Below are 25,723 nucleotides of genomic sequence, written 5' to 3' on the forward strand. Positions count from 1 at the left end.
ACCTCCTTTTACTTAGAAGTATAAATACATTTTTTAATTATGTCAATACTTGTATTAATAAAAAACTATATTTACTTTGATAAAATATAGTATTAAATCATACTAAATAATAATTATTCTTTATTATAACGATATTTGCAAGATGTTATTATTAAGTTATCATTTTATATATGATAAACTAATCTATGCTATAAATTAATTCTTCTTTAACTGTCATAATTATTCCTTAACAATTACTTACTAATAAATAATAATTAAAACAAAATTAAATTTTTATTTCTAATTTACGACCTATGAATTAATCAAATAAATAAGCCAAATAATGATCTTTATTTATATACTCTTTTATATTTTTATAATCAATAAATATTTTCCCGTATCCTTTTTCTTTCATTATTACAATAAATGAATCAGTTACTCCGAAAACTAAATTATCTATATTAGAATAAAAATCACTATCAGCATTATATTCTCTTAATAATTTTTCAGGTTCATTTACCAAGTCTTTAAGATAAGGGCTTATTAATTTCTGACTGTCTAACTCAAATATAGCAAAGAGATTATTTATTTCAACAAGTTTCATATCTTCTAATTTTGAAAATCTTTTATATACACATATTGTTTTATCATCATAGTATAATATATTAAAACTTTTAAACTCTTTAAGTTCATTATAAATATTATTATAATCACTTATATAAGATAAAATGCTATCATCAAATAATGACTGCCAATCTTTTTTATAATATTCTTTTACATACGATCCAATTATATCCCTATTTTCTTCTATTTTGTCTTTCAAAAACTCATCTGAAAACTCTCCAGCTCCGTTAATAGATGAATTGATTTTTTCTTTTCCATTTATAAAAAAATAATTAAAATTAAATACATTATAAACGAATCTTTCCTCAACTTTCCTTAATGGTGATATTTCCGAATTACGCAAACTTATTACTTCTACTTCAGGCTTTCTTATGATTTCAAAAACACCTTCTATTTTTACAGTCTCTCTAAAAGTGTTTTTAAGTTTATCTGCAGTAGAATCTATAACATTTGTATAAGGATCAAACTCAATAATATATTCTATTTTTGATTCTGATGTATCATATAATTTTGTTTTGAATTTTATATAAGCAAAAGTAGCTGCAAAATTTGCAGATATATCATAATAATTACGAACTGTTATTCCTTCAGCTCCTACAACAATATTATTTATAATAAATCCATTATCATTATTTATATATATTATTCCTGCATTTCTATATTCATAAACATAAATATATATATTGTTTATTTTATCTTTAAGCATAAAAAAATCATTTTTATAAAATTTGACAGGATTATTTTTAGCATCTGTCAGTATACCAATAAAGACAGCAGCTGCCAATATCACTCCTGCTATAATTATTAACTCCATCATATAACTCATAACTCCTTATTATTAGTTTTCTGATAGTAAAAAATATAAGCAATAAGTTATTAATATTTTATTTGTAAAAATTTAATCAAACAAATAAGCCAAATAATGATCTTTATTAATATTATATTTTATCTCATATAAAGGAATAAATATTTTTTTATGCCCCTTATCTTTCATCAATATAACACCTGCTTCAGTTATAAGAAAAATTAAATTATCTATATTCTTATAAAAATTACTATTATATCTTTTTAATATCTCATCAGCATTATTAACAAAATCTTTAAAATAAGGACTTATTAATTTTTCATTATCTAAATCAATTATAAGCGATATATTATTTACTGTAAGATTATTATTAGCTTCTATTTTAGCAAATCTTTTATATACGCATATTGTTTTATCATCTAAATATACTATATTATCAGCATTATAAAAATCTTTAAGTTTATCATAGTATTTAGTTTTAATATCATTAAATAAAACCTTATCATGTTTTTTTAAAATCTTTTCTACATCTATTTTCAATTCATTTTGTTTCTGAGAATGTGGTTTATTATCTCCGTTTACATATGAATTAATTTTATCATTGTTTTTTATATTGAAATGATAGAGATCAAATAAATAGCGAAGAATATTTATCAAATGATTAGATTTTGCCATCTTTTTAAATATTAATTTAAAATATTCTACTTTAATATCAGGATTTCTATTAACTTCAAAAACTCCATTTATAATTTTAGAATCAGATATTTCCGCAATATAGTTAATTTCCTTTTTATCACTATTTATAAAATCATAGAGAGAACAATCAAATTTTATAATGGCTTTTTCATTTCTTTCTATAATAATATCATACCAGCTAAAATATTCTTTGTCATTTTGTTTATTATCATCAAAACAATAAATAGAAATATAATTATCCATAAAATTACTGAGTATATTATAATACCCTTTTATCTTATCATTATTTATAAATATATTTCCAAAACAACCACTAATTACAGATAATAGTCTGCCATAATAAGCATAACAGTAAATATACATATTATTTACTTTATCTTTAAAAGTTATAAACGTTATTGTCTTTTGATAAATATCAGGAATATATCTTCTTTTATATGCTTTAATAAAAATAATAATAATAGCTATAAGAATAGCTGTAAGAATTAAATATTTACCAAATACCAATTTAAAATAATATAAAAAATTATCAGTTTTAGCTCCATTTAAAACCAATATAGCTGCTATATCTTCGTTGCCTTTATCAAGTGCTATTTCAAGCCCTTTGTCTAAATCCATTTTGAATTTATTTACAAAGAATAAAAATTTCTTTTTTAATAGACTTTTTAAGATAAACTCATTTTCTTTATTAACAGCTAATAAAAACTCATCATTTATATCATCATTGTCTTTATAATGTTTCAAAATAACTTCAGCAGCATCATAAAAATAATCGTCTACAGCACTGTAAAGAGGTGTTTTACCATTAATAGATTTTTTATAAATATCAGCATTATTTTCAATTAAAAACTCTATTATATTAGTTTCGCCTCTATATCCTGAATAAGTATAAAGCAAAGTATAGCCGTCATATACTCCGTTTATATCATATTTTTGTATAAACTTCTTAACATCTTCTAAATCCCCATAACCTTCTGCCGTACTTTGATATTCATCTTCTAAACTATCTATTTCTATAACATTATATTTTTTATAAAGTTCCATTTTCTCTTTTAATGCTTTTTCTTCTGCCTCTTTTAGCAAGTTTTCCATATATTCTTTAGGGTCTTTTGCCATTTCTTTTAATTCATCTTTATTTGTAAACATTGCATCAAAAAGTTTTTTATAGAAATTAGTATCATATTCCTCTGAGTATAAAAAGAAAGATGATATTATTAATAAAGTAAAATGTATAATTATTCTGCAAGTATTTTTTTTCATATTTTTCATAAACCTCATAAATATTTTTTCTAAATTTGTAAAATTATTATACATTATAAATCTATATATATCAATTAGATATGATTATAAGAAATCCTCATTCAAACAAAATATATAATTCTATATAAAATAATTATTTCATAATTAATTTTTTAATTTACTATACATTCTAAAATATATTATAAAAAATAAGCATAGGAAATATTAAAAAATATAACCTATGCTTTTTATTATATAAATTAATGATTATTATTTAACTTCTGTTAAAGTACCATTAATTTTTATTATATTGTTTTCAAAAGTAGCTTGAAGATTACCTTTCCAATAAGGATTTCCTTCTTTAGCTTTATCAACTATTAAAAGAGCAGAATCTGTATTAAAATCAAAATCGTTTGTAAGAGCAGTTTCGCTTCTTTTGAAGTTTTCAGTACCTGCACCAATTTGGAATATTCCGTTTGCATCAGATTTCATTTCAAATACATAAGGATCAACTGTTTTACCGCCAGCATGTACGAATCTGATAGTTATAACTCCGTCATCTCCTTTTGTAATGCCAGTACCTGTAACTTTAGGACCAGTAGTGCCGTCAACTGTTCTTTGAGCTATACCAGAACCAGACATACCGTCATCAATGTATCTTGAGGCATTAGCTGTAGCAAATAATAAGAACTGCCCCATACTAACTTCCATTCTATTATTTAGTACATTGTTATCAGCGGATCTGTATTTGTTTAATAGTGCTGGTGTTTTAGTTGGAATAGAAGCTCCTGTAGCAGCATCTATTTTACCGTCTATATCTCCGTAAGAACCAGTAATTTTTAAGTATGAATTGCTGCTTATTGAAGCATTGTTAGTATATCCAACAATAGCTTGAAAATCTATATTTAATGTTGCTGCTTCTGCATTATTAGCAGCTGCATCATTAGTTGTTTCTGTTTTTTGACCGCCGCATGCGATAGCTAAAACAGAGATTACAAAAATAATTAAAATCTTTTTCATTTTTACCCTCTTTGCTATTGTAATTATTGCATGCTATTCTAATATATTGTTTGTGTTATGTCAAAAAATATTTATGTTTATAATAATTTTTTCTTTAAAAAAATACTATTTTATAATAGAATTGCTTTATAATTTATCTTTTAGGAGAATGTATGGAATATTTAAAAGAAACGATTATTTGGAATAATAGTTTATTAAAGTATTTGATATCTATAATAGTATTTGCTGTTAGTTTAATAGTAATGAACATTATTTTAATATTATTTCTTAAGGTATTGTTAAAACTAAATACAAAATTACAAAATGAGTTTATAGTAAATTTGGTAAAAAGTATAAAGAAAAGACTTAGACCTCTTATATTTATTATCGCTCTTTCTTTCGCAAGAGTGGGCTTAGTACTTCCGAAAGAAGTAAGCGGTTATTGGGCTAAAATAGTTGTAGTATTTTTTATTATATTTGTTGTAATGTTTATATGCGATATAATCAGTAATTTCAGCAATAATTATTTGTCTAATAAAAAAGGTGTTGTAATATCTGATGGTATTATCACTATATTAAAAGCTTTGATATGGGTTGTTGGATTTTTAACAATACTTTCAAATTTAGGTGTTAATGTTAATACTTTTATAGCCGGACTTGGTATAGGAGGTGTTGCTGTTGCTTTTGCGGCACAAAGTATAATAGCGGATTTATTTAATTATTTTGTAATAGTATTTGACAAACCATTTTTGAAAGGTGATTATATACAAATAGATGCTGATAAAGGTGTAGTTGAATATATTGGTATTAAATCTACACGTATAAGAAGAAACAGCGGTGAGCAGCTTTTAATATCAAATACTAATTTACTTGCTTCAAGAATACAAAATTATAGAATATTAGAAAAGAGAAGACAGTATATGATGTTAGGTGTTGAGTATTCTACGCCTTTAGAGAAATTAAAAGTGATACCTGATATTTTAAAGACAATTATAGAAACTAATAATACTGAATTTGTAAGTGCAAGATTTATAGAGTTTGCTGATTCTTCGCTTAATTTTGAAGTAATATACTATGTAAATACAGCAGATTATAATGAGTTTGTAAGAGTAGTTGAAGATATAAATTATAAAATAATAGATGAGTTTAATAAACTTGGCGTAGGATTTGCATTCCCTTCAAGGACTTTATATATAAGTAAGGAATAATTAAAAAAGTATTTTAAGGAGTTATTTATGGATTATACTTTAAAATCTTCAAATATAATGCCTAAATTTGGTATAGGAACTTGGGGCATGGGAGAGAGAGACAAAGAAGCACAAAAAGAGGCAGAGGCTATAGCTTTTGCTTTAGAAAATGGTGTGCGTCTTATTGATACGGCTGAGATGTACGGAGAAGGAAAAGCTGAATCTATAATAGGAAATGCTTTAAAAATATCAAATATTAAAAGAGAAGATATTTTTATAGTTTCAAAAGTGTATCCTCATAATGCAGGAAGAGATAAATTATTTAAAAGTTTGGAAAACTCATTAAGGCGTATGGGATTAAACTATTTGGATATGTATCTTCTTCATTGGAGAGGAAGAGTACCTTTAAGAGAAACTGTAGAATGTATGGAAGAAGCAAAGAGAGAAGGACTTATAAAGGACTGGGGCGTTTCTAATTTTGATATTGATGACATGAAAGAACTTGAAGCTATAAAAGACGGCGATAAATGTACAGTTAATCAGGTATTATATCATTTAGGTTCTAGGGGTGTAGATTATTCTTTATCTCCTTATATGGAAGAGAGAAATATTGCTTTGATGGCTTATTGTCCTTTGGCACAGGCTGGAGGTTTGGGTAAAGATATATTAAAAAATAATACTCTTTTAAGTGTCGCAAAAAAACATAATGCCGCACCTTCTCAGATAGCTTTAGCGTTTATTATGAGTTTTAATAATAAAATAGCTATTCCGAAAAGCTCTAATAAAAAACATATAATAGAAAATATAGAATCACAGAAAATTAAACTTGATGAAGAAGATATGGCACTTATAAATAAAGAGTTTCCAAAACCAAATAGAAAAATGCCTTTGGATATAGTTTAGTTGTATTTATTATTAAATAATATACAATCTATTTAATATTTATTTTATACGGGTAAAATTATGATTAAAGTAAGTGTAGTAATACCAGTCTATAATGCTGAAAAGTATTTAGAAAAATGTTTAGATAGTGTAATTAATCAAACTTTAAAAGAAATAGAAATTATATGTATAGATGATTGTTCTACAGATAAGAGTTATTCAATACTAGAAAAATACAGAGAGAAAGATAATAGAATAGTAGTTATAAAAAATGAAACCAATCAGGGAATAGGCAATAATAGGAATATTGGCATAAGAAATGCTAAAGGTGAGTATTTGGCATTTATAGATAATGATGATTTTTATTCAGAAAATTTTTTATATGATTTGTTTTATACAGCTAAAAAATATGATTCTGATATATGTTATACAAATACTATATTTAGAGGCAAAGAAGAGTATGATATTATAATTGATAATGATACAAAAGATGATTATGTAATGGATTGTACCTTACCTTCTTATTTTTATTTATATTCTGATAAAGGTATTTGTGATGATAAATTATGGCCTTGGGAAGTTTGGGGTAAAATTTGGAAAAGAGATTTTATAATTAAAAATAATATTACATTTATTAATTCTAATTATTTTGAGGATTTAGTATTTTTATTAGAAAGTGTCGTTTATAGCCCTAAAATGTCGATTAATGATAATGCTAAATATTATTATGTAAATGTTTCTACTTCTGCAGGAAGTTCAAAACGTTCTGTTGAAAATGATATAAGAAATTATACAGCTATGTTTGATAGAATATTTAATATATATTATAAAAAATCGTATAAAAATATCAGCTATGTATTAGACAGATTTGTTTTAGAAGTTTATAAATTTTATAACAATATAGAAAATAAAAAAATATTTTACAGAGAACTTTCCAATAACATGATAAATATTATATCAAATAGAAATAATGTATATCCAAATATTAAGATGTTAAGAAGTATGTATATTTGTCTCATTGATAAAAAAAGTATAAAGCAATTTGAGAGTATATTTTTTAAATATAAATTTATTACTAAAATATTACCAAGATTTATGCTTAAACACTTGAGAAAAAATAGTATTATATTTTAATATTTATATTACTTATTTTATGAATTTTGTTTTGGAGTTTTTTATGAATTATTATGATTATTATGAATTGCTATATAGTTTATCTTCTATGATACCTATAAAAAAATACAGGTTGTTATTCAGAGATATTTCTCAAAAGATTATAAAAAGTTATTATAGGACAGAATATCTTATAAATATTAACAATAGAAAAAAATTAGATGAAGATGATTTTATAATTTTATGGGTTGGCGGAGGATTATGCGGTCAGATAAGAAAGTATATATTAGGAAAATATATAGAAATAAAATATAATAAGAAAGTAAAATATGATTTAAATTGGTATAAATATAATGGATTAGATGACAGTAAAAGATTGAATAGAAATTTTGATCTTTTGAATATTTTTCCTGATTTGGATTTTAAAATAGCTGCAGATAATGAAATTAATATATATAAAAGTTGTTTTGAAATTAATTCAGAGCCTCTTTATGATTGGCATAGTTTTATTATTGATAATAAAAAACTGTATTTGGATGGAACTCCAAATGATAGAGATTGTTTTTATGAGATAAAATCATCAATATTTGATAAACTTGATTTTGATAAATATTTATATAATAAATTGAGTGAAAAAAATAAAATTATCTTGGAAGATATTAGAAATACTAATTCTGTTTCGGTACATATTAGAATGGGTGATTTTAAGGTGCATAATAGTATTTTAGACGATAATTATTATATTAAATCTATAGATGATATTATATGTAAATTAAATAATATTACTCCTAAGTTTTTCTTTTTTTCAGATGATGTAAAATATGTAAGAAAAAATATATTATGTAAACTTAAAAAAGGCTATGAATATGTTATTGTAGATGAAAATGATAATGATAAAGGATATATTGATTTTTATTTAATGATGAATGCTAAGCATCAAATTGCTTCTAACGGTTCGTTTGGATACTTTGCTTATTGCTTTAATAAAAATAAAGATAAAATTTTGATAACTCCTGAAAATATGAGAGAATATTATATAAAAAATATTGATAATATATAAAATTAATTATAGATAAAAAATTATATGTATTTAATGGATTTATATGTATAAAAATAGAAAAATATATTTACTTTCTTTTTATAGTCTAAGTTTATATCCTTCTTCATGCAGATTTTTTAGTCAGGCATGTGAGTTTAATATTTTTGATAATATACTTTTATATAATGAATACAATTTACCAAAAGATGAAAAGTTTGATAAAATCTTAAAAGATAAATTAAAGTCAGATATAAGAGGCTTTGGGTATTGGTGCTGGAAACCTTTTATTGTATTGAAAACTTTAGAAGATATGGAAAATAATGATATATTAGTATATGCTGATATTGGATGTCATTTAAGCAAAGATGGTATAAATCGTTTTTATGAGTATTTAGATATGGTTATTGAATATGAGAGTATTTGTTCTACTCTTGGTTTTAAAGAAAAACAATTTACAAAATCAGATATATTCAATTATTTTAATGTTTTAAATGATATAAATATTACAGATACGTTTCAAAGACCTGCTACTTTTTTTATTTTAGAGAAAACTTCTAGTAATATAGAATTTGTTAGAAAATGGCTCAATGTATTTTATGATGATTTCTCTTTAGTAGATGATAGCCCTTCAAAGATAAAAAATTTTGATGGTTTTATTGAAAATAGGCATGATCAGAGTATTTTTTCTGTACTTTCAAAGATTTTTAATATAAAAACTATAGATACACATGAATTTGATTCTAATAATTATAAATATCCTATTTTATTTAAAAGAGATAAAAAAGATATATATGATTTTATTATAAATTTTTCTAATTGTCCTAATATAATAAAAAATGTATCATGGCTTATTTCATCTAGTAAATATAGAGAAATGTTAAGAAAGTATATAAAATTAAATTTAAAAGAGTTTATAGTTCTATATTTTAAAGAAAATAAGAATGTTTCAAAGTTCAAATATATTAAAAGCGGTAATTTATTTTTAGATATAATAATAAGAATTATTTTTAATATGTTAAAAAATGAACTATTAATAGGTATAGAAAATACTATTAGTTCTATTATAGGTTTAATTAAAAATATGTCTAAGTATGGGGATCCTTTTAATATTTAGTTAATAGTTTTATATTTTTAAATTATAAATGTTTTATGTATTGTTTATTATCAAAAAAGGTATATAATAGATTTATATTAAAAAATGAAATAATAATATTAAAATATATTAAATATAATTAATAAAATAGGAGAAATAAATATGGCAGAATTGCGTTACAACCCATTACTTGGAGATTATGTTATGATAGCTAGTCATAGGCAGACACGTCCGCAGATGCCTAAAGATTATTGTCCGTTTTGTCCTGGAAGCGGAAAAGTTCCAGATAATTATGATGTTTATAAATATGATAATGACTTTCCTGCCTTATCATTTGAACCTCCTTATCCAGATGAAGTAGATAACGGTAAAATGTTTAAAACAGCACCATCTATAGGTAAATGTGAAGTTATTTTGTATTCTCCAGACCATAATACTACTTTACCTGAACTTCCTGTTGAGCATATTGCTAAATTAGTAGCTTTATGGCAAGAGAGAATGAAAGTTATAGCTGAAAATAAAAAAATAAAATATATTATGCCTTTTGAAAATAAAGGAGAAGTTGTAGGTGTTACTATGCCGCATCCTCATGGTCAAATATACGGCTACAGCTGGATACCTTTAAGAATTAAAAGAAAAATAGAAATGGCTTCCAGCTATTATAATACTAACTGCAGAAATCTTTTTATGGATATGTTGGAACAGGAATTAGAAGACAATAGAAGAATAATTTTTGAAAATGATCATTTCATATGTTTTTTGCCTTTTGCTGCAGAATATCCTTATGGTATAATGATAATGCCTAAAAAGAAAACACTTTCAATAACTGATTTTAATAAAGAAGAGAGTTTATCACTTGCTGATGCTTTAAAAAAGGCTGCTTCTACATTAGATTTATTATTTGATATGAAGTTTCCTTATATGATGTGTATGTACAGTGCTCCAGTAAATGATGGATTTAATTATAATGATATATGGAATTATCATATAGAGTTTTTCCCGCCTATGAGAAGTAAAGAAAAACAGAAATTCAATGCTTCTTCAGAAACAGGTGCTTGGGCTACCTGCAATCCTACAAGCCCAGAAGAGATGGCCGCTCAGTTAAGAACAGCATACATTAGATATATGGGAATGTAGGTGCATTTAAAAATTACAGTTATTATTCCTCATAGGATTGGTGAAAATATAGAAAAAACGTTAGCAGGGGTATATCTTTCTAATTACCCTAAGGAAGATATTGAGATTTTTCAGGCTGAGGGTACACATCCTACTGTTCAGAGAAATGAGTGCATTAAACAATCTATGGGGGATATAGTATATTTTATAGATAATGATTCTATTATCAGTGCTGATAACATGAAAGAAGCAAGCATCATATTTGAGCATGATGAAAAAGTGGCAATAGTAGGAGGTCCTGCAGTTCATAAGGTAAACTCTTTAGTTGAAATGTATATTGACAGATGTATGCGTTCTTATTATGCGGTAGGACCTATAGCCAACAGATATAGAGTTAATAATACTGATATAAAAGAGGGTACAGACAGAGATGTTATTCTTTGCAATTTATTTGTAAGGCGTGATGTATTATTTGAGGCTGGACTTTTTGATGAGAGTTTGTATCCTAATGAAGAAAATGCTTTGATAGACAAGATTCTTTCTCTTGGATATAAATTAATATATAATCCGAAGATAGTAGTAGAGAGACCCCCAAGAGCGAATTTAAAACTCTATATAAAAATGCTTCTTAATTACGGCAGAGGAAGACTGGAACAGCTTTTTAGAGATTTTAACAGTAAAAATTTAATATTTACTTTGCCGGCATTATTTTCGCTCTATATAGTTTTATGTCCGATAATATTTGCATTATACAATATTTTTAAAGTAAACATAATGAAATTTTATTTTCTTCCATTATATGTTTACATAATATTGACAGTATTGGCAGGTTTTATATATGCTGTAAATGATAAAGGATTTATTTATAAAATAATGGGTATTTTCATATATCCTTTTATGTTTTTTGTGACACACTTTTTTTACGGATTTGGATTTTTTTACGGCATTTTAAGAATTGTAACGAAATTTAGAAGAATTGCTAAATTTTCTGTAAAAAAATATAAATCTTTTGGGTAAATTTTGTAAATTTATAACATATAAGGATAATTACATATTGTAAAAATTGCAAAAATGTATAGTCTTTAATTAATTAATTTTTTAGGTTTGTAAAAAAAGAATGAATATTAAATATATACTATTAATTTTAGGCATATGTACAAGCAATTTGTTTTGTATGTATAATTTTAATGAAAATGGAAGTCTTATTCCATTAAATATGATAAGAGTGAATAATTATGTTACCGATATTAATAATATATCCTTTGAAGATTATTCTCCTAATTTAAGTATTTTAGGTTTTCCTATGCTTAGCAGCTTTTTAATAGCTGAAAAGAAGCTGCCTATATTAAGTATTTTCTTAGAGCTTTATCAGTTTATGGGATATACTAAAGAAGTATCTTCTCATGTCAGTCATTTAGGTTTTTTTACTACATTAAAGACTGTAGAGTATTTTTTTGTACAGGGCAGTAAAGATGTATCTGTTTCATTCTCATACTCATCTACAATGAATGTTAATTATAATTCTATGATAAGGGATTTATCTGCTTCATATTCGGACAGAACTTCAGGTACAAGTATGTTATTTTCTTTTAATTTTTATATATGATATTAATAGGATATATTATTTGTTAGAAAATGTTTAAAAATTATAATAAAGTTTGCTTTTTATTAAAATAAATATTTGCAAATTATAATTATTTATGATATATTGTATAGAAAATTATTTTAATTAAAAAAGGTTATATGTGTCTGATATACATGAAATAATTACTCTTGATGGTCCTTCTGGGGCAGGTAAAAGTACAATAGCAAAATTAACAGCGAAGAAATTGTCTTTTAAATATTTAGACACAGGTGCTATGTACAGAGCAGTAACCTTATATATGATTAAACATAATATTAATACAGATAATAACAATGAAGTCATATCCGCTCTTAATAATTTAAATATCAGTTTTGATAATGCTGGAAGAATATATTTAGATAATGAAGATGTAACAGAAGAGATAAGAAGTTCTGAAGTGGTAAATCTAGTATCTAAAGTATCATCTATCAGTGTTGTAAGACAAAATATGGTATCTCTACAGAGAAAAATAGCTGAAGGTGGTAATTATGTAGTAGATGGCAGGGATATAGGCAGTGTGGTTTTCCCTAATGCTAAATATAAGTTTTATATGGACGCTTCTTTAGATGAAAGAGCAAAACGCAGATACAATGAAGAATTATCCAAAGGTAAGACACTTACTTATGAAGAGGTTAGGGAAAGCATAAGAAAGAGAGATGAGTTTGACTCAAATAGAAAAGATAGTCCGCTAGTGGTTCCAGATAATGCATATATTATTGATACTACAAGTATGACTATAGATGAAGTTGCAGAAAAAATCACTAATGTGATTTTAAATAAACAATCTAATTAACAGTTGGATATATTTTTAACCTGTGAAAGTGCAGGAGGGAGAAGGAACAATGGAAGATAATAAAAATCTATCAAATGATGAAATTGAATTTCGTAAGGCTTTAGAGGAAAGTGATAATACTTCTTTGAGCCGAGGAAAAATCATTAAAGGTAAAGTAGTTCAATTTGACGATACAGACGTTTTCATAGATTTTGAATCTAAATCTGAAGGTAAAATTAAAAGAAATGAATTTGATAAAGAACCTATTATTGGTGAAGAAATAGAAGCTATTGTTTCAGGGGAAGATGATAAAGGTTATGTTATTTTATCTAAAAGCGAAATAGATAAGAGAAGATCTCAAGAATTAATAGATAATGCTGTAAAAAATAATAGTACAGTTACTGGTGTTGTTAAAGAGGTTATTAAAGGCGGATTTAAAGTATCTATAATGGGACATCAGGCTTTTTGTCCGTTTTCTCAAATAGATATAGCTAGAGGAATTAAAGAGACTGATTATATAGGCAATGAGTATGAGTTTAGAGTAATTAAGAAAAATGGAAGAGATGTTGTAGTATCAAGAAGAGCTTTGTTAGAGGAAACTCAAAATGCAAGTATAGAAAGTTTCTTAAACAATCTTAAAGAAAATGATATTATTAATGGTAAAGTAAAAAATATAGAAAAATTCGGTGCTTTTATAGAAATAACTCCCGGATTTGATGGTTTTCTTGCCATACCTAATATGTCTTGGGATAAAGTTATTAATCCTAAATCTATAATATCCAAAGGTGAAGAGAGAATGTTTAAAGTTCTCCATATTGATAAAGAAAACAGAAAAGTTGATTTAGGTATTAAGCAGCTTGATGAAGATCCTTGGGGTAAATTTGTAGAACAATACCATATAGGTGATGTTATTCAAGGTGAAGTTACTAATGTTAAAAAATTCGGTGCTTTTGTTAAAGTTGCTGATGGTATAGAAGGTTTAGTTCATGTTTCTGATTTAAGCTGGAATTCACATGTTAATAATCCTAATGATTTCGTTAAAAAGGGTGCTTTCTTAGAATGTAAAATACTTGATATGGATGCAGCTGAAAGAAAACTTACTTTGGGATTAAAACAAGTAAAAGAAAATCCTTGGGATACTGTTGAAAAAGATTTCCCTGTAAAATCAAGCGTAAAATGTAAAGTAAAAAGAATAATAAAAAACTTTGCTGTATTTGAACTTCCTAATGGTTTGGAAGGAATATGCGATATAAGCGATTTTGATTGGAGAAATAATATAGTTAATATGAAAGACTATATTAAAGAGGGTGAAGATGTTAATATGGTTATCATGTCTATAGACAGAGATAAACAAAGAATTAAATTAAGCTACAAACATACTAAAGAAAGTCCTTGGAGATTATTTGAAAAAGCTCATCCTCAAGGTTCTATAGTTGATGGTACTGTTAAAGCTATAGTTGATTCTGGTGCTATTGTTTCTTTGGAAGATGACTTGGAAGGATATATGCATGTTTCTCAGGTTGAAATTCCTAAAGGAAGTACTTTAGAAGAAGTTGTTAAAGTTGGTGAAACTTATCCGTTTGTTGTAAGAGAAGTTAATCAAAGTAAAAGAAGAATATCTCTTTCAAGAAGAGAGTATATGGAAGCTCAAAACAAAAAAGAAACTCAAAATTATATTTCTAAAGCAGAACCTACTTCTTTAACTTATAATCCTTTTGATAATATAAATAATTAAAACAGAAGATAAATAAAAAATAAATTATAAAATCCTAATATTATAATAGCTTTATTATGATATTAGGGTTTTTTATTACATTTTTTGTTTTGGAAATGTTTTTAATATTATCTAACTTGATGCAATATTGACAGCAATATTTTTTTATATATAATTATTATAAAAATGCTTAATTTCATTTTGCATAATTTTTTATAAAGGGCTAAATTATGAAAAGACTTCTTATCATATCATCAGAATACACAGGTCATGGACATAAAAGTGTTCATACAGCAATAGTGCAGGGTTTTGAAAAATTGTATAAAGATAAAATAGAATGCAAAGTTATTAATGGATTTAAATTAGGCGATTTGGAGCTTATGGCTACAGAAAGACTTTATAATGTATGCATAAAATATTTTCCCAATATGTGGGGCAAGTTTTTTAATCTTTCTAATAATGACAGTACTTCTGTAAATAAAAAGATATCTAGGAAAATAAGACGAAGATTTTTAAAAAAAATAGAACAATACAATCCAGATTTAATTTTAAGTGTGCATCCGTTATTTAATGGAAGTGTGCTTAATCTTTTGCAAAAATATAAACCAGAGTTAAAATTATATACTTTAATAACAGATATAGTAAGTGTAACACATATATGGCTTGATAATAGAGTAAGCAAAGTAATAAGTCCTTCTATAGAGGCTGCAAATTTTATTGTAGAAAATGGTATAGATAAAGATAAAGTCATGACATTCGGTATACCTACAAGAATTAATTTTGATTCGCCTTGTAAAACTATAGAAGAGGTTAGAGCATCAACAAATTTGAATGGTAAATTGAGAGTACTTTTGTTAAATAATTCGGAAAGATCTAAGAGAATATATTATATAATAAGAAAACTGCATGAAAAATATGACTGTGATGTTACAGTGGTATGCGGAAGAAATAAAAATAATTATAGAAGAGTTAAATACAGATTAAGAAATTACAAAAAAGAAGTAAACTTAATAGGATATTCCAAAGAATTATTTAAGTTATTCCATGAAAATGATATTTTAATTACAAGATGCGGTTCTTTGTCTGTAGTTGAAGGTATAAATTGTTTAATACCTATAGTATCTATGGGGGCATTGAAAGGGCAGGAGGAAGGAACTCCTATATACTTGGAAGAAAATGGTTTGGGATACAATACTGTTTCTACTGATGATATATTTAATAAAATAGATTATCTTCTTGAAAACGGCAGAGAGAATCTTCTTAAAACTAGAGAAAATCAGTTTAATTATTACGGAAGAGATGCTAGAGAAAAAACAGTTAATTTCATTGCTGAGGAACTTCTTAAAGATGAAAAATAATATTATCTAAATCATAGAGGAAAAAAATTGATTAGTAATAAAAAAATGAAAGAATTACTTTCTGATATAGACTTATCTAATATAGAATTAAAAAATTATTATTCTGTATTTGAAAGGGTAAATTCTAATAATGAAAAGTATTGGGTTATAAGCAATGAAACAGACTGCAGTATGTGTTCTGTTGTTTCTAAAGAAATAAACTTAACAAATTTTGAATGGGATAATAATGAAATATATATAGCAAACAGCAGAGATATAAAGCAGGTTTTAAATTTATCTTTAAAAATGTTTATGTCTTTGAAAAAGATTCTTGAAGAAAATTATCCATATCAGGTATTTGATTTGATATTATCTATATCAGATAGTAAAGATAATATTCCAGCAAGTGCTAATATAAGGTTTTATGCTGTTAGAGATGGTTTTAGAATAGTTGATATTGAAAATATTGAAAATTCTAAATCAGATGCTCTTTTAATAGAAATTGTTAATAATAATTAAATATATTGCTTATCAAAATAAATAATTGATGTAATTTTTTTTACTCAAATCATTTTATAAACATTATTAAAATACTATATAGTTCTATATATTGAAAAATTAATAAATGCACTTGATATTTATTTAGCAAAATGTTATAATTATCTAACATTGAAGGTTGTAAAATAGATTAATGTGAATGTTCATATTTTTTCTATTTTCTATAATAAATTGCAAATTAGATAATAGGAGAATCAAAATGGCAGATAAGACAATATGTTTCTGTATGGCAGTAACTGAAAAACAGATTAGAGATGCTATCAAATCAAAAAAATTAACAACAGTAGAACAAGTTTCTGAAGCTACTAAAGCAGGTACAGGCTGCGGCGGCTGTCAGGAAGCTATCAAACAAATCTTAAATGAAATGAATAAATAAATTTCTTAAAAATAAAAAAATTATATTTATTTTATATCCCAATATAAATTAATATATTTTATGTATATTAATAATTAACTTAGATGGAGGTAGGAACATGTGGGAATATACAGATAAAGTAAGAGATCATTTTATTAATCCTAGAAATGTAGGAGAAATAGAAAATCCGGATGCAGAGGCTATGACTGGAAGTATAGTCTGCGGAGATGCATTGAAATTAACATTAAAAATAGACAAAGACACCGATAAAATATTGGATGCCAAATTCAAAACTTTCGGCTGTGCTTCTGCTATAGCAAGCAGCAGTATTCTAACTGAGATGATCAAAGGAAAAACTCTTGATGAAGCTGCTAAAATTACAAATAAAGATATAGCTATGGAGCTTGGCGGACTTCCGGAAGAGAAAATGCATTGTTCTGTTATGGGAATGGAAACTTTGGAAAAGGCTATTAATAATTATAGGGGAATTGATACCAAAGAAGATGAGCATGATGAAGGTGCTATTATTTGTAAATGTTTTGGTATAACAGATACTAAAATAAAAAGAGCTATAAGAGAAAATAAATTAAAAACTGTAGAGGAAATAACTTTTTATACTAAAGCAGGCGGCGGATGCGGAGCTTGTAAGGTTAAACTTGAGGATATCTTAAATGAAGAGCTTGCTGAGATGGAAAGAGAAGCTAAAAATGCTCCTATGACTACAGTACAGAAAGTTAAAAAAATCGAAGAGGCTTTGGAAAGAGTTATTAATCCTATGCTTAGAACAGACGGAGGAAGCTGCAGACTTGTAGATGTTGACGGCAATAAAGTAATGATAGAGTTTAAAGGAGCTTGTTCTTCATGTGCTTCTTCTAAAAATACTTTGAAAGGTTTTGTTGAGCCTAAGATTAAAGAGCTTGTACATAAAGATTTGGAAGTTGTAGGCGTTTGATGGGAGGGTATATATGTCAGATAAAAAAATAATATATTTAGATAACAATGCTACAACTAGAGTTTATGAAGAAGTATTAGATGCTATGCTTCCTTATCTTAAAGATCAGTATTTTAATCCTTCAAGTATGTATACTCCTGCTGGAGCTGTACATAAAGAAATGGAGAAAGCAAGAGAACAGGTTGCTGATTTTTTGGGCTGCGAGCCTATTGAAGTATGCTTTGTATCATGCGGAAGTGAAGGCGATAATATGGCAATTAGAGGAACTATAGAAGCATATCCTACTAAGAATCATATTATTACTACAAAAGTTGAACACCCTGCTGTTATAGAGACATGCAAATCTTTAGAGCGTCATGGATACAGAGTTACTTATCTTTCGGTAGATAATGACGGAAATATAGATATTAATGAATTGAAAAGTGCTATTAATGAAAACACTGCAATAGTATCTATAATGTATGCCAATAATGAAACTGGTGTAATTTTTCCTATAAAAGAGATTGGAGAGATAGTAAAAAATGCAGGTGCTGTATTTCATGTAGATGCTGTTCAGGCTGCAGGAAAACTTCCTCTTAATATGAAAGATGAGCCTTACATCGACATGCTTACTATAGCAGGGCATAAAATACATGCTCCTAAAGGTATAGGTGCTTTATATATAAAAAATGGTACTAAATTAAGAACTGTTCAGACAGGCGGGCATCAGGAGAGAGGACGCCGTGCTGGTACTGAAAATGTGCCTTATATTATTGGTTTAGGTAAAGCTGCTTCTATGGTTAAAGCTGAGCTTCCAAGATTTATTGAACACACTTCAAAACTTAGAGATACTTTAGAGGCAGAGGTATTAAAAAGAATAAGTGATGTAAAAATAAACGGAAGAGGTGCTAATAGAGTAAGCAATACTGCAAATATAAGCTTTAAAAATATAGAAGGTGAAGCTATACTTCTTTTACTAGATGGATATGGTATTTGTACTTCAAGCGGAAGTGCATGTTCATCTGGTACATTAGAGCCTTCTCCAGTACTTCAGGCTATGGGAGTGCCTTTTGAGTATGCTCATAGTTCTACAAGATTTTCTATGTCTTTGGATAATACCATGGAAGAGATGATGTATACTGCTGATGCTATAGAAAAAATAGTTGCAAGACTTAGAGATATATCACCTTATAAAGATTAAGATTTTATATTAAAAGAAATTATAAGCCTATTATAGTTATTATAATAGGCTTTATTTTTTATATATATACCTAAACAAATACAGTTTGTCAAAAAATAAATTTTTTAAATTTTGATATTTGCTGGGCTTCACAGTTATGCCTCGCTCTGCGTGCCTTCGGTAGCGAAAGGCTATATTTAATAATATATTCTACATATAAAATATAAATTAGTACTATTTAATAATAATTTTAATACTTGCACTTTCGCGAAGCGTATCCGAGCTTGTCGAGGATATGAGGTTCTTTGACGAAGTCTGCCTGCGACCGAAGGAAGTACTGTTAAGTATGGTGTGCGGCGGGAAAAAGTTGAATAAAAAAATTGACAAACTTAAAAATTTTCAGTATATCTAATTAATTTTCTAAACAATGAAAAATAACTATATTTTAATTGAATTATTTTTCTTTAATAATTATTAAATATTGCTATTGATTAATATGCAGTTAGTTATATAATATTATCGTTAAAAAATAATAACTATACGTACTATATCTAAAGAGGATAAAATATATGACTACTGCAGAAAATGATATATCATTTCATAAACAAAATAGAAATTTTATAATAAGCGGAGAATTAGCTTTAATCATTGTTGTTATTATTAATAGTTTTGGCGTAGTTTTAATGCTTTATTCAGGTTCTGGAATATCAGCTATTTCAAGTGTACCTTATGCATTTTCAGAGGTAATAACAAATATATCTCTTGGTACTTTTACATATATTTTTTAGGGTATATTGGTATTAGTACTTATGATACTTAGAAAAAAGTTTGTAGGCGAATATTTATTTAGTTTTGTAGTAGTTTTTTGTTTCGGTAAATTTATTGATATACATGAACTATGGATAAGTCATTTGCCATTAACTATTACATATAGAATAATATATTTCGTAATAAGTTATTTTCTTTTATGTTTTGGCATAGCTTTATCAAATAGATGCAAACTTCCTATTATACCTACTGATTTATTTCCTAGGGAGCTTTCAAATATAATAAGTGTTCCATATTCTAAAGTAAAGATAATTTTTGATGTAACTTGTCTTTTAACTACAGCGGTAATTACATTTGTATTTTTAGGTCATATAAAAGGACTTGGAATAGGTACTGTACTTGCTGCTTTTACAATGGGAAAAGTTATAGGAATTATGGGACAGTATATGGATAAAAAAATAGAATTTGTATCTTTAATAAAACAGAAATTTAATATTGATAAATAGAATTAAGATTAATAAATATAAAAATGATGATAAATTAGAATAGTTTATAAATATTGCAGTTTTTATGAAATCATTATAGATAGATTTGTGCTGATTTCAAAGTTATATTATAATTGTTATCATATGAAAATTATTTATCTTTATTTATTCTTATTACTTTAGGAGATTTGCTTCTTCTAACATAAGTTCTTTTTTTAGTGCTTTTATTATTTTTGAAATTGGCTTCTGTAATACTCATATTATTTTGATTATTATCATTTTTTATATCTTCATTATTTTCTATTTCATTAATTTTATCACTTTCTATTTCGAGTATAGTATTTTTTATTTTTTCTATTTTCCAATCAAGATCATTTTCTTTTTCATGTATAACTGGTATTATTAATTGATTGAGATTATCTTTATCAAAATATACTCCTGAGTTTTTTGTGTTTATAAGCTCTATAAGTTTATTAGTGTCTATTTTAGAATATTTATCAAGTTTTAAATATATATTATACTGACCTTCCATTACAGATAATACTCTTATTCTTTTTAATATTACTTTAAGTCTTGCTATATCAAAAATATCTTCTAATTCTTTCGGTAGCTTGCCGTATTTATCAATCATATAATCTTTAGCATAGTCAATATCTTCATTATCCTGAGAACGCATTATAAGTTTGTATGCTGATATTTTCTCTTTTGAATCTGCTATATAGGAATCTGGTATAAAGAGATTATGTTTTAAATCTATGACTGTATCGAATGTAACTTCTTTAATCTCGCCTTTATATTCATTTGTAGCCTCTTCAAGCATTTGAGTATAAAGTTCATAACCAACCTGATATATCATACCAGACTGTTCTTTACCTAATATATTACCAGCTCCTCTAATTTCTAAATCACGCATAGCTATTTTAAAACCAGCTCCTAAATCTGTATGTTCTGATATAGCTTCGAGCCTTTTATAAGCAACTTCTGTTAATGCCAAGTCGCTAGGATAAAACATATAAGCATAAGCCTCCCTGTCGCTTCTTCCTACACGTCCTCTTAACTGATAAAGCTCTGATAAACCTAATCTGTTGGCATTGTCTATTAATATGGTGTTGGCATTAGGTATATCTATTCCGTTTTCTATTATTGTGGTTGAAACTAAAATATCATATTTATGATTAATAAAATCTTCCATTATTTTTTCTAACTGATGCCCTGTCATTCTTCCATGTGCTACGCATATACGTGCTTTAGGACATAGTTTTTTTATCATCAATGCAAATGATTCTATAGTGTCTATTCTGTTGTATAGATAAAATACCTGACCTTCTCTTTTAAGCTCTCTTTCTATTGCATTTACAACTGCCTCTTCGCTAAACTCTGTAACAAAAGTTTTTACTGGTATTCTGTTTAGAGGAGGAGTTTCAATAATACTTATATCTCTTATTCCAGTTAAAGCCATATTCAAAGTTCTAGGTATAGGAGTAGCTGATAGAGTGAGAACATCTGTTTCTAATCTTAATCTTTTCAAAGCCTCTTTATGCTTAACTCCGAAACGCTGCTCTTCATCTATAACTATAAGTCCTAAATTTTTAAACTCTATATCATTAGATAAAAGCATATGAGTACCTACTATCAAATCGCAGGAGCCTGTTTTTAATAATTCTTTATTTCTTTTAGCCTGCTTACTTGTAACAAATCTATTTAAAACTTCTATTCGTATAGGAAAATCTTCAAATCTTTTTTTGGCATTATTATAATGCTGCTGTGAAAGTATAGTAGTAGGGCATAATATAGCACATTGTTTACCAGCCATTATAGCTTTAAATACAGCTCTGAATGCCACTTCTGTTTTACCGAATCCCACATCTCCGCATACAAGCCTATCCATCATCTTGCCGCTTTCCATATCTTCTTTTATATCATTTATAGCCCTTAATTGATCAACAGTCTCTTCATATTTAAACGAAGCCTCAAAATCGTCCTGCCACTGAGTATCAGCACCATAAACATTTCCCTGAATATTAGACCTTATAGCATAAAGTTTTATTAACTCTCTTGCAGTAGCTAGTGCATCTTCTCTTGCCTTACTCTTTATCTTATCCCAAGCACTTCCGCCAAGCTGAGTTAATTTAGGAGCTTCTCCATGACCTGATATGTATTTCTGTACAAAGTTCATCTGCTCAACAGGTATATACAGTTTATCACCCTTAGCATATTCCAAAGTGATATAGTCTTTTTCTTTTCCGTTGGATAATTTTCTTGTTAATCCTAAATACTTTCCTATACCATAATTTACATGCACAGCATAATCGCCTACATTCAAATCAACAAATGTTTCTATTAGATTTTTATTTACTTTAGGTATTTTTCTTACCTTTTTTCTTTTTCTTCCGAATACTTCCCAATCAGCTATAAATATAGTTTTTATGCTGTCTTTTATAAATCCTGAAGAAGCCTGAGCTGTTATAATATAAAAATTATTTTCATTTTTTGAATAGTCTTCTTTTTCTTCCGATATGTTTTCTTCTGATATGCTGTTTTTATCTTCTAAAATTATCTCTTTATGATTTTCTTCTTCAGTATTTTTTATTTCTTCTCTTTTATTATCATCATTTTCTTTTTTATCAGCATCTTTATCAATATCTTCTTTAACACTTTCTTTGTTATTCTCATCTTCTTCTGCTGATATAATTATAGGAGATAAATCCTGCATTATTTTATAGAATCTTAAAGCCTGATCATAATGCCCTGTAGAGAGAATTATTAAATAGTCTTTTTTTCTGTATTCTTTAACATAATCAAGAAAGTCTGTTAATCTTGATTTGAAAGAAACACCTTCTAAAAAATTAAATTTATATATATCAATATCAGTTATAAAAGGCGATATATTAATTGACTTTTTTACTATTTCATTAAAATAATCATTATTAATATATAATTTTTCAATATCTCCTATTAGAGAAAATATATTATCTATATCATTAAAATTTTCTCTTATAGTGTCAAGTATTGTTATTAATTTTGTTTTTAATTTTAATGCATCATCTATAAATACATATCCGTAATCAAAATAATCAAATATAGTTTCTAAATTTGAATAAAACATAGGAAGCAGATTCTCGCTTCCAGCAAAATATTTTCTTTTTATTATATTATCTTTAATTTCATCTTCTGTACTATTTTTATTTAAAAAAACTTCTACATCTTCATCGCTGTAAATAACTTCACGTACTGGATAAATTATTATATTATCAATACTTTTAAATGATCTTCCGTCTTCTATATTAAAAAGTCTTATACTTTCAATCTCATCATCAAACATTTCTATTCTTATAGGGTTATCATATTCTACAGAAAATATATCAACTATACTTCCTCTAACAGATGCCGTACCTTTTTCAGCGACTTCTCTCTCTATAACATATCCCAAATCATATAATTTTAATCTTAAATTATCCAAATCTAATTTATCACCTATATGAAGCTCTATATAAAGTTTTTTAAGGTCTTCTCTGTTTGCTATTTTTCTTGTTACAGCATTTATAGTTGTTATTATAATGCAATGCTCTTTATTTATTAATCTGTATAAAATATTTATTCTATCCTGAGCTATATCGGTTATAGGAGACATTTTTGTAAAGGGCACAGTATCATAATCTGGAAAATAATAATTAGGTATGTTATAAAAGTTTAATGATTGGCTAAGCAGCATTGCCTCGCTTTCATTTTCTTTTATTATCAAAATACTGTTTTTTTGAAAAAGTGCTGCAAATAATAAGGCATCGCTTCCGCCTTTAAGCCCTGTTATACTTTTTGTATTTTCTATATCAAAATTTAAATACTCTTCACTTTTAGTAAATCTTTCTATTAATATGTCTGATATGGTTTTACTGCTGTACATGATGTTTTTACCGCTTATAAAAGGTATAAAATATTTTCATATAAATATAAATAATATTCTATTAAATAGCAATAGCTTATAATAAAAGATTTTAGTATATACTGTAACGATTTCATTTTGTCAACGGATGTACATTATATAGAATTATCAACTTTTTTGCCGCACACACCATACTTAACAGTACTTCCTTCGGTTGCAGGCGGGCTTCGCTAAAAGTTTTTGCCAACACCACATGCGGACTTCGTCGGCACGTTTCGCGAAAAATGCAATTACTAGAATTTTATATTTTAAATATATGTATTAAATGTGTGGTAATACCCGAAATTTGGGCTACACCTTGCCTACGGCACGCAGATCGAGGGTACAGCGTATGGTTCTTTTATACCACGTCACGGGCGGACAGGCGTTACAAAAGAACTGTGGGTGCTGCGTAGCACACAGAGTGGTAGGCAAAGCCCTGCAATATTTTCAATATTAAAAAAATAATTTTTGAAAAATTATAGTCATTTAGGTATATATAAGGTTCTTTAGTACATGTAAAAAGTGTTAATTATAAATAATATTTGTTTTGAAACTAGTCTATTATTATGTTTTATTGTATTATCAAATTAAATTTTTTGTTTATATTCGTTTATAAATAATTTTTTAATCTATTCATTATTAATGTCGAGAATTTGTCAAAGAGGTATCTTATGATAAGACTATATAGCGTATCAATTTTTTTATTTTTAATAACAGCATGTGCTTCTAATGATAAAGTGGCAGACAGCAATTATAATAATGTTTGGATAAAAAAAGTTCGAGGAAAAAGTGTAATGGCACCAAACGGATATTTGTATACTTTTAAAGAAAATGGAAATGTTGAATACAAAATTAATGGTATGGTAAGAGGTAAAGGTGTATTTTTATATGCAGAAACTGCTACTAATGCCTATTATTATGAAAAAATGCCTTTGAGTTATGTGGCTTATGGTGTAAGAGATTCTATACCAAATACTAATGTAAATATGTTTGTCGGCTTTGTACTTGATGATAACGGAAAAATAAAAATGACTTCAGGATATACTAAAGAATATCAAAACAGATTAGCTGATTGGAAAAAGAGTAATTTAACTATATATAATACTTTACGTGAAGGTAAAGATATGTCTGAGTATCCGATACCGTATGTAGAAGAGGTTAATACTTTAAATTTAATAGAGTTTGGAGTATTAAGATAATATATTAATATCTTTTATTAATAAATAAATCACAAGATCAAATTCTAAATAAATACTTATATTTATTATTTTATCCTATATAAAAATTCATTTTGACAATTATAAT

General features: G+C 26.4%; 20 protein-coding genes and 1 pseudogene. 17 read left to right on the forward strand and 4 right to left on the reverse strand.

Annotated elements, in window-relative coordinates; all coding sequences use genetic code 11:
- Window positions 1-298: 298 nt before the first annotated feature.
- From Q1X91_RS02430 to Q1X91_RS02440, 3 genes are all read right to left on the reverse strand, one after another.
- Window positions 299-1,420 carry a hypothetical protein gene (locus tag Q1X91_RS02430; protein ID WP_300753063.1) on the reverse strand — a complete coding sequence of 374 codons (1,122 nt, stop codon included), beginning with the start codon at window positions 1,418-1,420 and terminating at the stop codon, window positions 299-301.
- 81 nt (window positions 1,421-1,501) lie between these two features.
- Window positions 1,502-3,364, reverse strand: coding sequence for an ankyrin repeat domain-containing protein (locus tag Q1X91_RS02435; protein WP_300753064.1), 1,863 nt, complete (start codon window positions 3,362-3,364; stop codon window positions 1,502-1,504).
- Between the two features lie 249 nt (window positions 3,365-3,613).
- The gene (locus tag Q1X91_RS02440) at window positions 3,614-4,363 is read right to left on the reverse strand and encodes a hypothetical protein (protein ID WP_300753065.1); all 750 of its coding nucleotides are present in this window, start codon (window positions 4,361-4,363) and stop codon (window positions 3,614-3,616) included.
- A gap of 152 nt (window positions 4,364-4,515) precedes the next feature.
- Between Q1X91_RS02440 and Q1X91_RS02445 the strand changes: the two genes are divergently transcribed.
- The 16 genes and pseudogenes from Q1X91_RS02445 (at window position 4,516) to Q1X91_RS02520 (ending at window position 20,517) form a co-directional block, all read left to right on the forward strand.
- Window positions 4,516-5,550 carry a mechanosensitive ion channel family protein gene (locus Q1X91_RS02445; RefSeq protein ID WP_300753066.1) on the forward strand — a complete coding sequence of 345 codons (1,035 nt, stop codon included), beginning with the start codon at window positions 4,516-4,518 and terminating at the stop codon, window positions 5,548-5,550.
- A gap of 27 nt (window positions 5,551-5,577) precedes the next feature.
- Window positions 5,578-6,432, forward strand: a complete 855-nt coding sequence (locus Q1X91_RS02450) for an aldo/keto reductase (RefSeq protein ID WP_300753067.1) — start codon at window positions 5,578-5,580, stop codon at window positions 6,430-6,432.
- Window positions 6,433-6,492: 60 nt separating this feature from the next.
- The gene (locus Q1X91_RS02455; protein ID WP_300753068.1) at window positions 6,493-7,545 is read left to right on the forward strand and encodes a glycosyltransferase family 2 protein; all 1,053 of its coding nucleotides are present in this window, start codon (window positions 6,493-6,495) and stop codon (window positions 7,543-7,545) included.
- Window positions 7,546-7,588: 43 nt separating this feature from the next.
- Window positions 7,589-8,584, forward strand: a complete 996-nt coding sequence (locus Q1X91_RS02460) for an alpha-1,2-fucosyltransferase (RefSeq protein WP_300753069.1) — start codon at window positions 7,589-7,591, stop codon at window positions 8,582-8,584.
- A gap of 43 nt (window positions 8,585-8,627) precedes the next feature.
- On the forward strand, window positions 8,628-9,677 hold the full coding sequence (locus Q1X91_RS02465) for a hypothetical protein (protein WP_300753070.1): 1,050 nt from the start codon (window positions 8,628-8,630) through the stop codon (window positions 9,675-9,677).
- A 141-nt stretch (window positions 9,678-9,818) separates the two neighbouring features.
- Window positions 9,819-10,793, forward strand: coding sequence for a galactose-1-phosphate uridylyltransferase (galT, locus tag Q1X91_RS02470; protein WP_300753071.1), 975 nt, complete (start codon window positions 9,819-9,821; stop codon window positions 10,791-10,793).
- Window positions 10,794-11,789: a glycosyltransferase gene (locus Q1X91_RS02475; protein ID WP_300753072.1), complete on the forward strand. Its 996-nt coding sequence runs from the start codon at window positions 10,794-10,796 to the stop codon at window positions 11,787-11,789.
- Between the two features lie 157 nt (window positions 11,790-11,946).
- Window positions 11,947-12,378, forward strand: coding sequence for a hypothetical protein (locus Q1X91_RS02480; protein ID WP_300753073.1), 432 nt, complete (start codon window positions 11,947-11,949; stop codon window positions 12,376-12,378).
- A 139-nt stretch (window positions 12,379-12,517) separates the two neighbouring features.
- Window positions 12,518-13,189, forward strand: coding sequence for a (d)CMP kinase (cmk, locus tag Q1X91_RS02485; protein ID WP_300753074.1), 672 nt, complete (start codon window positions 12,518-12,520; stop codon window positions 13,187-13,189).
- A gap of 49 nt (window positions 13,190-13,238) precedes the next feature.
- Window positions 13,239-14,903 carry a S1 RNA-binding domain-containing protein gene (locus Q1X91_RS02490; RefSeq protein WP_300753075.1) on the forward strand — a complete coding sequence of 555 codons (1,665 nt, stop codon included), beginning with the start codon at window positions 13,239-13,241 and terminating at the stop codon, window positions 14,901-14,903.
- A gap of 209 nt (window positions 14,904-15,112) precedes the next feature.
- Window positions 15,113-16,240, forward strand: a complete 1,128-nt coding sequence (locus Q1X91_RS02495) for a galactosyldiacylglycerol synthase (protein ID WP_300753076.1) — start codon at window positions 15,113-15,115, stop codon at window positions 16,238-16,240.
- Between the two features lie 45 nt (window positions 16,241-16,285).
- Window positions 16,286-16,738: a hypothetical protein gene (locus Q1X91_RS02500; RefSeq protein ID WP_300753101.1), complete on the forward strand. Its 453-nt coding sequence runs from the start codon at window positions 16,286-16,288 to the stop codon at window positions 16,736-16,738.
- Between the two features lie 238 nt (window positions 16,739-16,976).
- Window positions 16,977-17,153, forward strand: coding sequence for a (2Fe-2S)-binding protein (locus Q1X91_RS02505; protein WP_300753077.1), 177 nt, complete (start codon window positions 16,977-16,979; stop codon window positions 17,151-17,153).
- 97 nt (window positions 17,154-17,250) lie between these two features.
- The gene (gene nifU, locus Q1X91_RS02510) at window positions 17,251-18,084 is read left to right on the forward strand and encodes a Fe-S cluster assembly protein NifU (protein ID WP_300753078.1); all 834 of its coding nucleotides are present in this window, start codon (window positions 17,251-17,253) and stop codon (window positions 18,082-18,084) included.
- A gap of 13 nt (window positions 18,085-18,097) precedes the next feature.
- On the forward strand, window positions 18,098-19,264 hold the full coding sequence (gene nifS, locus Q1X91_RS02515; RefSeq protein WP_300753079.1) for a cysteine desulfurase NifS: 1,167 nt from the start codon (window positions 18,098-18,100) through the stop codon (window positions 19,262-19,264).
- A 548-nt stretch (window positions 19,265-19,812) separates the two neighbouring features.
- Window positions 19,813-20,517, forward strand: a pseudogene (locus tag Q1X91_RS02520) (DUF6198 family protein).
- A 130-nt stretch (window positions 20,518-20,647) separates the two neighbouring features.
- On the opposite strand, the gene mfd reads toward Q1X91_RS02520, so the two are convergent.
- Window positions 20,648-24,397, reverse strand: a complete 3,750-nt coding sequence (mfd, locus tag Q1X91_RS02525) for a transcription-repair coupling factor (protein WP_300753081.1) — start codon at window positions 24,395-24,397, stop codon at window positions 20,648-20,650.
- A gap of 692 nt (window positions 24,398-25,089) precedes the next feature.
- On the opposite strand from mfd, the gene Q1X91_RS02530 reads away from it, so the two are divergent.
- Window positions 25,090-25,617 carry a hypothetical protein gene (locus Q1X91_RS02530; protein WP_300753083.1) on the forward strand — a complete coding sequence of 176 codons (528 nt, stop codon included), beginning with the start codon at window positions 25,090-25,092 and terminating at the stop codon, window positions 25,615-25,617.
- Window positions 25,618-25,723 lie beyond the last annotated feature (106 nt).

Origin of the sequence: uncultured Brachyspira sp. (genome assembly GCF_949287625.1) — a bacterium.
GTDB lineage: Bacteria > Spirochaetota > Brachyspiria > Brachyspirales > Brachyspiraceae > Brachyspira.

Bases quoted from the DNA above. Each gene is read 5' to 3' on its own strand.
- Q1X91_RS02430 (WP_300753063.1), bottom strand. From the start codon at position 1,420: ATGATGGAGTTAATAATTATAGCAGGAGTGATATTGGCAGCTGCTGTC.
- Q1X91_RS02435 (WP_300753064.1), bottom strand. From the start codon at position 3,364: ATGAAAAAAAATACTTGCAGAATAATTATACATTTTACTTTATTAATA.
- Q1X91_RS02440 (WP_300753065.1), bottom strand. From the start codon at position 4,363: ATGAAAAAGATTTTAATTATTTTTGTAATCTCTGTTTTAGCTATCGCA.
- Q1X91_RS02445 (WP_300753066.1), top strand. From the start codon at position 4,516: ATGGAATATTTAAAAGAAACGATTATTTGGAATAATAGTTTATTAAAG.
- Q1X91_RS02450 (WP_300753067.1), top strand. From the start codon at position 5,578: ATGGATTATACTTTAAAATCTTCAAATATAATGCCTAAATTTGGTATA.
- Q1X91_RS02455 (WP_300753068.1), top strand. From the start codon at position 6,493: ATGATTAAAGTAAGTGTAGTAATACCAGTCTATAATGCTGAAAAGTAT.
- Q1X91_RS02460 (WP_300753069.1), top strand. From the start codon at position 7,589: ATGAATTATTATGATTATTATGAATTGCTATATAGTTTATCTTCTATG.
- Q1X91_RS02465 (WP_300753070.1), top strand. From the start codon at position 8,628: ATGTATAAAAATAGAAAAATATATTTACTTTCTTTTTATAGTCTAAGT.
- galT (WP_300753071.1), top strand. From the start codon at position 9,819: ATGGCAGAATTGCGTTACAACCCATTACTTGGAGATTATGTTATGATA.
- Q1X91_RS02480 (WP_300753073.1), top strand. From the start codon at position 11,947: ATGTATAATTTTAATGAAAATGGAAGTCTTATTCCATTAAATATGATA.
- Q1X91_RS02490 (WP_300753075.1), top strand. From the start codon at position 13,239: ATGGAAGATAATAAAAATCTATCAAATGATGAAATTGAATTTCGTAAG.
- Q1X91_RS02495 (WP_300753076.1), top strand. From the start codon at position 15,113: ATGAAAAGACTTCTTATCATATCATCAGAATACACAGGTCATGGACAT.
- Q1X91_RS02500 (WP_300753101.1), top strand. From the start codon at position 16,286: ATGAAAGAATTACTTTCTGATATAGACTTATCTAATATAGAATTAAAA.
- Q1X91_RS02505 (WP_300753077.1), top strand. From the start codon at position 16,977: ATGGCAGATAAGACAATATGTTTCTGTATGGCAGTAACTGAAAAACAG.
- nifU (WP_300753078.1), top strand. From the start codon at position 17,251: ATGTGGGAATATACAGATAAAGTAAGAGATCATTTTATTAATCCTAGA.
- nifS (WP_300753079.1), top strand. From the start codon at position 18,098: ATGTCAGATAAAAAAATAATATATTTAGATAACAATGCTACAACTAGA.
- mfd (WP_300753081.1), bottom strand. From the start codon at position 24,397: ATGTACAGCAGTAAAACCATATCAGACATATTAATAGAAAGATTTACT.
- Q1X91_RS02530 (WP_300753083.1), top strand. From the start codon at position 25,090: ATGATAAGACTATATAGCGTATCAATTTTTTTATTTTTAATAACAGCA.